Annotated in this window: 7 protein-coding genes and 1 pseudogene; 2 read left to right on the top strand and 6 right to left on the bottom strand. The window is 53.6% G+C overall.

Annotated elements, in window-relative coordinates; genetic code table 11:
• Together ACTG34_RS12760 and ACTG34_RS12755 are read right to left on the bottom strand one after the other, a co-directional pair.
• Positions 1 to 417 (bottom strand): annotated as a pseudogene (locus tag ACTG34_RS12760) (transposase); the annotation flags it as partial.
• A 174-nt stretch (positions 418 to 591) separates the two neighbouring features.
• The gene (locus ACTG34_RS12755) at positions 592 to 1,371 is read right to left on the bottom strand and encodes a hypothetical protein (protein ID WP_439105266.1); all 780 of its coding nucleotides are present in this window, start codon (positions 1,369 to 1,371) and stop codon (positions 592 to 594) included.
• A 225-nt stretch (positions 1,372 to 1,596) separates the two neighbouring features.
• On the opposite strand from ACTG34_RS12755, the gene ACTG34_RS12750 reads away from it, so the two are divergent.
• Positions 1,597 to 2,202 (top strand): hypothetical protein, encoded by a 606-nt coding sequence (locus tag ACTG34_RS12750; protein WP_439105265.1) that lies wholly within the window; start codon positions 1,597 to 1,599, stop codon positions 2,200 to 2,202.
• Between the two features lie 75 nt (positions 2,203 to 2,277).
• Here ACTG34_RS12750 and ACTG34_RS12745 read toward each other — a convergent pair whose 3' ends face one another.
• The 4 genes from ACTG34_RS12745 to nspC all read right to left on the bottom strand — a co-directional run bounded on the left by ACTG34_RS12745 (position 2,278) and on the right by nspC (position 7,251).
• Positions 2,278 to 3,063, bottom strand: coding sequence for an enoyl-ACP reductase FabI (locus tag ACTG34_RS12745; RefSeq protein WP_439105264.1), 786 nt, complete (start codon positions 3,061 to 3,063; stop codon positions 2,278 to 2,280).
• 316 nt (positions 3,064 to 3,379) lie between these two features.
• A complete protein-coding gene (locus ACTG34_RS12740; RefSeq protein WP_439105263.1) occupies positions 3,380 to 4,402 on the bottom strand; it encodes a LacI family DNA-binding transcriptional regulator in 1,023 nt (340 codons plus the stop codon).
• Positions 4,403 to 4,867: 465 nt separating this feature from the next.
• Positions 4,868 to 6,115: a saccharopine dehydrogenase family protein gene (locus ACTG34_RS12735; protein ID WP_439105262.1), complete on the bottom strand. Its 1,248-nt coding sequence runs from the start codon at positions 6,113 to 6,115 to the stop codon at positions 4,868 to 4,870.
• Positions 6,116 to 6,156: 41 nt separating this feature from the next.
• On the bottom strand, positions 6,157 to 7,251 hold the full coding sequence (gene nspC, locus ACTG34_RS12730; RefSeq protein WP_439105261.1) for a carboxynorspermidine decarboxylase: 1,095 nt from the start codon (positions 7,249 to 7,251) through the stop codon (positions 6,157 to 6,159).
• A gap of 162 nt (positions 7,252 to 7,413) precedes the next feature.
• Between nspC and ACTG34_RS12725 the strand changes: the two genes are divergently transcribed.
• The coding region (locus ACTG34_RS12725) for an alpha/beta hydrolase fold domain-containing protein (protein ID WP_439105260.1) at positions 7,414 to 8,165 on the top strand (752 nt) is incomplete at its 3' end.

Raw genomic sequence — 8,165 nt, 5'->3', positions numbered from 1 at the left:
GTAATGGTAGGTCGAGCAATCAAACCGCAAAGCGCCACACGCTTTACGGATCGATACACGCCAATCGACACACATCCCATCGACAAGCTCGAGCTTTCGATCCCCCTCTCGGGACATTGCTGCGCAATACCCTGTCGGGCAGCGGGCCTCAGAGCTTTCGTTTGATAACGTGCCTCACAACATCTCACGATCCAAGGTTAGATCAGCAACAATCCGTTTCAATCGATTGTTCTCGTCTTCCAAGTCGCGCAATCGGCGCATCTCTGACGGCATCAGCCCCTCATACGTCTTCTTCCAGTTGAAATATGTCGCAGGGCTAATTCCCGACTTGCGGCAAATCTCCGCAACCGTAGTCCCTTCATTCCCTTGCCTAACAATAAACGCCTTCTGCGCGTCCGTAAATTTGGATGCTTTCATCGCGTCCACTCCTTCTTCCAGCCAGGAAAGTAGCAGTCGGAAACTCTAATTCAAAATGGTCCAGTTTTTAGGGGGCAGAGTAGTCATCAACACAGTCCTCCAAATTCAAGAATTCTATACTGTGTTGCAGCGACCAGCTTAATCCATCACCTCTAATTTTAGGGGGGATTACCGCTACATTAAACTGTTCAATAGCCACCACCCGCCAGTGAAGTGGACGCATAGAATAAAGGCATAAGTCGGCATGACCAACAGGGCTTGGTTGATTGACAGTGTCAGCAACTTTTGGCGGCGTTTATGGATGAGGCTTTGTAGGCCGGCGCCCGTGAGAATGAGCATTGCAACTGATCCGTCCTTTAATGCTGCCGAAAAGAATGCGGCTGTCATAAATACGGTGATTACGGTGCCCATGCGTGGCCAAAATGCTTCTGAAATTGCGCGCACGACATGTCCGCCACCAAAGGGCAGGAACGGAAGGAGCATCACAAAATTAAATGCCCCAATCATAATAGCCGTCGCACGAAATATGTTGGCAGCTGCCGGAAATGGCGCCGCCAAAGTGTGAAATAACGCAAAGCACAACACCATCGGAGCAATGGCGAGTGCGGGGGCGTAGAGTGCGACATAGCTTTCTTCGAGTGCGGTATCAAAGTGACGGTCGGATCGAGGTGCGGCGAAATACGGAATTGGAACAAGGCGCACACGCGCCACATCATGACCAATAAACCGACATGCCAACGCTGCCCCTATATCATGCATCAATACTGCCAAAATGAACGCTACCGCCATGAGCGGTGACGTGGCTGCCGCGACAACTGCGGTAATTCCGAAACCAACAACCACACTCACTCCATTGAACCCTGAGGGTTGAATGCGACCATGAGTTAGTGAGAGACCTTTGAGCAAAGGAAATGAAAACGCGCTCAAGGCGAGGGAAAGCAGTAGAAATGACATTAAAGAACCCTAACGTCTGAGAGATTCATATTTGGTCGAATTTGGGGTCGAAATGTGGCGAGATTGTGGCCTGCAAGCGAGTAGACCACTAGATTATGCTTAAAAACGCAGTGTTTCAAATTGGTTAACAAAGGCGCAATAGTCTACATAAGATGTTTAAATTAGCACTGTTGATTGGACTTGCTGCCTGTGATCCAGTGACAACGTTGGGAGGCTCGTAAACTCATGAACGATACAGTCGAAAAGCTGCGCGAAAATTGGCGCAATCTACAAACTCAATTGGAGCAAGACGCAGCGCAAGCCCGAGAACGGTTCCGATACAGCTATCAAAACGGCAAAGTCATTTTTGAGGACGAAGCGCGAAAAAGGGGGCGCGAGCTAAAGGTGCGGTGGTCGGTTTTCTTACGGCGTGCGCGCCCTTGGGAAATCGTCACGGCGCCATTTATCTATGCTCTAATCATTCCGTTTTTACTCTTGGATGTATTCGTGACGATCTATCAAGCCCTGTGCTTTCCAGTGTACGGTATCCCGAAGGTCGATCGTAAAACCTACATCGCTATAGATCGCCAGACATTGAGCTACCTAAATGCTATGCAAAAGCTGAACTGCGTTTATTGCGGATATTGCAACGGTCTGTTGGCCTATGTGCGTGAGGTGGCAGGACGCACGGAATACTATTGGTGTCCGATCAAACATGCGCGCCACTTGCCTGACCGTCATGAGCAGTACCAACATTTTTTAGAATACGGTGACGGCGAAAGCTGGGACGAAAAATTCATAGCAATGAAAGACAAGGCTCGGGCCTGTGAGGGCTGTGACGGGTGCCATTAATCTTTAGTCTCGCCATATAAAAAAGCCCCGCACAGAGCGGGGCTTTTGGGCGCATGATGTGGATGCGATGAAGGGTTAGAGGTTGTCTTCTTGTGGCATGCCGAGCACGTGAAAACCGCCATCTACCCGAATGATCTCTCCCGTAGTGAAGGCACCACCATCAGAGTTCAGATATACGGCTGTCGCCCCCACGGCCTCCAAGGTTGCGTTGGAGCGCAGCGGCGCGTTTTCCGTGGTGTGGCGATATGTTTTGCGCGCACCCCCAATGGCCGCGCCGGCAAGAGTTTTCATCGGGCCGGGGGAAATCGCATTGACGCGGATGCCCTCGGGGCCAAGGTCGTTGGCAAGGTAACGCACCGAAGCTTCAAGGGCTGCTTTCGCCACGCCCATGATGTTATAGTTCGGCGTCACACGGTTCGACCCGCCATAGCTCAACGTAATGAGCGATCCGCCGTTCGGCATCATCTCCGCCGCGCGTTTTGCCACATCGATGAAGGAGTGGCACGAGATATGCATGGAGTTCTTGAAATTCTCCACGGAAGTGTCGCGAAAACGCCCTGTGAGTTCGTTCTTGTCCGAATAGGCGATGGCGTGCACGACGAAATCGAGCGTGCCCCATTTGTCCTTGAGCGCTGCGAAGGCCGCGTCCATCTGTGCGGGATTGGTCACATCCACATCGACCATAGTGTCGGACCCGACGCTCTCGGCCAAGGGTTGCAGACGTTTGCCGAAGGCCTCGCCCTGATAGGTGAACGCCAGTTCCGCGCCCGCCTCGGCACAGGCTTTGGCGATACCCCATGCGATGGAGCGTTCATTTGCGACGCCCATGATAAGCCCGCGTTTGCCGTTGAGTGTGATCATCTGCTATCCCTGACTTCAGTTGCGCGTTGTTAAGCCTGTTTGACGGCGCGGGTCAAGGTTTAGGCGAGGAAGGGCTTGTGCACGGGTTATTTGTTCCATCTAAACACCATCCTTGGCTTGCCCCGGCTCCGATTACGCGGCCCGCAAGGGGTCCAAGATGAATTCACACGAGCAGCAACCGCCCAAAACTCGCCAAGCTCAAGCCGATGGGACCACGCTGGGTGAAAAGCAGGCTGGTTAAGAACAGACAAATTAAATCAACATAGTAGCCAGCATCAACAGGGCAAAACATCGAGCTTTTCAACACAATCGAGCACTATGCGGACGTACGCCGCACAATCTCGAACCCGATATCTGTGACTGTTTTGGGGTGCTGCGTGCCATTGATACGCGCCAGCAATGCATCAGCGGCAACATGACCAAGGCGTGTGCGATCAATCGCAACGGTGGTGAGCGACGGCTCGACATCACGCGCAAAGTCCTGATCGCCAAATCCCATTATCGAGATGTCTTGAGGAACACGCATCCTTCGGGCCTGTGCCTCAATGAGTGCGCCTTGTGCCAGTAAATCCGAACTACAAAAAACCGCCCCTGACGTGAGGCCATGGTTGTCGATAAGATCGCTCAACGCATCCCTACCCGCCCGAATGCTTGCCGGACCGCCAGTGTTTGACTCTGCAACGTACCCTTTGGTTAGACGCTCAAACCTATCGGCGAATGCCGATTGCCGCCGAACTGCCCGTTCGTCTTTCGCCGTAATGGTCGCAGCACGCGTGTTGCCCTGTTCGAACAAAAATTCTGCGGCGTGCCGCCCCGCCTCGACGTGATCAAACCCCACGCACATATCGACCGGACTATCGGTAATGTCCCAAACTTCCACAATCGGGATGCCCGCACCCAATAGCATTTGACGTGCGCGCGCACTGTGATGAATACCAGTCAATAAAATCGCATCAGGGCGTCGCGACAAGTGAGTGGCAACAAGCGCTTCTTCAGCTTCTGGTTCAAAGCCCGTTTCAGACAGTAGAATTTGATAGCCGTTTTCGCGCAACTTCTCTGAAAAAGCCGTAATAAATGTTGCATAAACGATATTTGTAAGAGACGGGATGAGCGCCGATATCAAGTTGGACTTTTTGGACGCCAACGCACCCGCCAGTGCATTTGGGACAAACCCGGTGACCTTTATAGCGTCATTGATCCTACCCAACGTCTCCGCCGAGACTTTATCAGGATGAGATAATGCACGCGACACCGTAACCTGCGACACGCCAGCTAGTCGCCCGACCGCCGCCATCGTCACCTGACGTTTGCCGTCCTTCTTAAAATCATTGCTTTCCATGATCAGCATAATCGAAAATCACACGTGCGCTTACAAGCGCTAATCCACTGCGTTTTGATTGCACGTCTTAAGGCTTGGGAAGGTTGAACTGACGAGTGCCTCTTTCATGTCCCGTTGTCTGTTGATTTTCATCACGACGGATAACGACGATGTCGAGACGGAAACAACATCATCCATAATTCAAAGCAGCGGTAGCGTTAGATTTGGTGAAGGGCGAAGAAGCGGTCAGCGAGCTGACCAGCCGGTTGGTGCTCAAAGCACCCGCCCCTCACCAAGAGCTCTGTCGTCCTTGGTTGGTCCATGGCAGGCCCCTGTGACCAAAGTTCGAAAGGCGATTATAACCCTTATTAGTCAAGAAGCCCCTGCGAAGAATTTCGCAGGGGCTTCTGTATGTCCCGAATCTCGGAACGCGTCATAGTTTGACGGGCCTTTGTGTGATCGCGCATGCGCACAAAGGTCGCGTGACTATGCGTCCCAAGCCTGATCTGTCCCGCCGAGACCACCGATTTGTACGCGCGTAGGCAAGCCAATCCGGTCAAGGATCGTGAAGAAGGGTTTGGGATCCAACTCCTCGACATTTACCATCGTTTTAGCATCCCATTCGCCAGACGCCACAAGCATCGCTGCGGCTACGGGAGGTAGGCCTGCGGTGTAGCTGATGCCCTGACTGCCAACTTCCTCATATGCTGCTTTGTGGTCAGCAACATTATAGACGAACACTTCGACGTCTTGACCGTCTTTGGTGCCTTTGACCAAGTCACCGATACAGGTTTTGCCGGTATACTCGGGCGCAAGGGAGGACGGATCAGGCAAGCACGCTTTGACCACCTTGAGCGGGATCACCTCTAGACCTTCGGCGGTTGTCACAGGCTGTTCAGAGAGTAGGCCAAGGTTCTGAAGGACGGTGAACACGTTGATGTAGTGGTCGCCAAATCCCATCCAGAACCGCACGTCCGCCTGCGGGTAATTGGCTGAGAGCGAATGCACCTCGTCATGACCCGACATGTAGGCCTTGGACGGACCAACCACGGGCAAATCCCACTCCTTGCCGACTTCGAACATCTTGTTCGTTTGCCATGCGCCGCCCTGCCATGAATAGACGACACCGGTGAACTCGCGAAAATTGATCTCGGGATCAAAATTGGTCGCGAAATACTTGCCGTGGCTTCCGGCATTAATGTCAACGATATCGATTGATTTGACTTCGTCCATGTATTCGTCAATCGCGAACCGCGCGAATGCATTTACGACACCGGGATCAAAGCCGGCTCCTAAAATGGCGGTAATGCCGTTTTGTGCACAGCGATCACGGCGTTTCCATTCGTAGTTTCCGTACCACGGTGGAGTTTCGCAAATCTTGTTCGGCTCTTCATGGATCGCCGTGTCGATGTAGGCCACGCCCGTCTCTATGCAGGCCTCAAGCACATGCATGTTCACGAAAGCTGTACCAACATTGATCACGATCTCGACGCCTGTTTCGCGAATAAGAGCAGCAACCTGATCGGGTTTGGTCGCGTCAACGGCGTGGGATCGCAACACACCGTTCTCTTTCATGGCACTTTTGTCATGCACTGTTCTGATAATGTCGTCACACTTGGACTGCGTGCGGCTTGCGATGTGGATATCGCCGAGCACGTCATTGTTTTGCGCGCATTTATGCGCCACGACCTGAGAGACGCCACCTGCGCCGATGATGAGAACGTTCCGTTTCAACTGTCTAGAACCCCCTGAGGTTGGGACATGGAATATGCAGCTTAACCGAGAGCTGCGACAAAGTCTTCATACCCGAAATCGCGGGCGAGTCGAACCGTTCCGTTAAGTTCACGGATGGCGATACTTGGCATTTTGAGGCCATTGAACCAGTTTTTCTTGACCATGGTGTATCCTGCGGCATCCTCAATGGTGACGCGGTCTCCAATTTGGAGCGGTTTGTCAAAGGATGCATCCCCAAAGATGTCCCCCGCCAAACAGGTCTTTCCGGCGATTTGATAGGTGTGCGGGCCTTGCGCAGGTAGCTTGGCGGTTTCGCGGTAAATAAGCAGGTCGAGCATATGCGCCTCGATAGAGCTATCGACGATGGCGATTTTTTTGCCGTTATCGATGATGTCGAGCACCGAAGTTTCAAGTGTGGTCGAGCGGGTAATGGCCGCCTCGCCAGGTTCCAAATAGACTTGCACACCAATTGCATCGGAAAATGCCTTGAGCCGGTCTGCCAGCTTGTCGAGCGGATAATCATCGCCTGTGAAGTGAATGCCACCGCCAAGCGACACCCAATCCAGACGCTTGAGAAACGCGCCGAACTCAACCTCGATCCGTGTGAGTTGCGCAGAAAACAGATCAAAGTCGCTGTTCTCGCAATTGTAGTGGATCATTACACCGTTGATGCGCCCCTCGGCCTGTTCCAGTCGTGCCATGTCCCATTCGCCAAGGCGCGAAAAGGGCCGCGCAGGATCGGCCAAATCAAATCCCGATGTGGAAAAGCGCGGATTAAGGCGCAATCCGCGTGCGGTCTGCTCGGATTGCGCAGAAAAGCGGTCGAGTTGGCCCAGCGAGTTAAAGATGATTTTGTCCGCATGGCGTACGGCGTCCTCGATTTCATCATCAGCCCACGCGACGGAGTAGGCATGAGTTTCTTTGCCGAATTTTTCCGCGCCCAAACGCAATTCGTAGAGCGAAGAAGACGTGGTGCCGTCCATGTAGTCACGCATAAAGTCGAATACGGGCCATGTGGAAAAGCACTTGAGCGCCAAGAGGGCTTTAGCCCCTGACTGCTCCCGCAAACGGGCGATTTTCTCCAAATTCGGCAAAAGCCGCTCTTTGTCGATCAGGTAGTATGGTGTCTGGATCATGCCCGTTTCATCCCGCTCTTATTTGCGTTGAAGGGTGGAATTAAGGTGATTGCGTCACCCGCGCAAGAAAAAGCTGATGTGTTGGTGTTTGTGCGGTGGCAGTTGTTGCCTCTTGCGCCCTTACGCGCTGCGGTGGATTGTCGGTGAAAACAGGAGGCCACAATGACCAAACGTCCCGACCCTGCTTTATTGGAAATTGCAGCCCGCTTTTCCACCGCGAGCTTTATCGATGAGAGAAAAGCGGCGATGCCCGCAATCCGCAAAGCCGCTACCGAGGCGAGGCGCGGTTTGGTGGGGCGTCATGCCGCAGACGTCGAGGTGGCGCAGTTGGGCGCGATGCGGCGGTTCACGCCCAAGACGGGTCTCGATCACTCATGCGTCATTATTTATGTGCACGGCGGCGGGTGGGTGAATTGCGATAGCATCACTCACGGCGCGGTCATGACCGATCTGGCGTATCTCACAGGCCACGAGGTTCTCGGCCCTGACTATCCGCTCGCCCCTGAACACCCTTACCCCGCGGGGCTTGATCATGTGATGGATCTGGTCGCAAAAACCCGTGCGGCACGGCCTGAGGCGAAACTCGTGTTGGCGGGTGATAGTGCAGGTGCGAATCTCAGCTTGGCGGTTGCGGCGAAGCTGCGCGATATGGGACAGGACGGTGCCGTGTCGGCGTTGTTGTTGTGGTACGGCTGTTTTCGCGCCAAATTCGACACGCGGTCACATGCGGAGTTTGGTGGTGGTGAGTTCGGCCTGACGACCGAGGCCATGCAGCGGTGTTGGGATTGGTATCTCAACGGTCAGGACACGGATGCGGCCCCATACGGTGATCTCGGCGCACTCGATGTTACGGGGTTGCCTCCTGCGTGGATGTGCGAGGCCGAATTGGATTGTTTGGCCGATGACACCCGTTG

This window comes from Celeribacter marinus (assembly GCF_965656515.1).
GTDB classification, from domain to species: Bacteria; Pseudomonadota; Alphaproteobacteria; order Rhodobacterales; family Rhodobacteraceae; genus Celeribacter; species Celeribacter marinus_D.
This window is presented reverse-complemented; position numbering and strand designations above follow the sequence as displayed.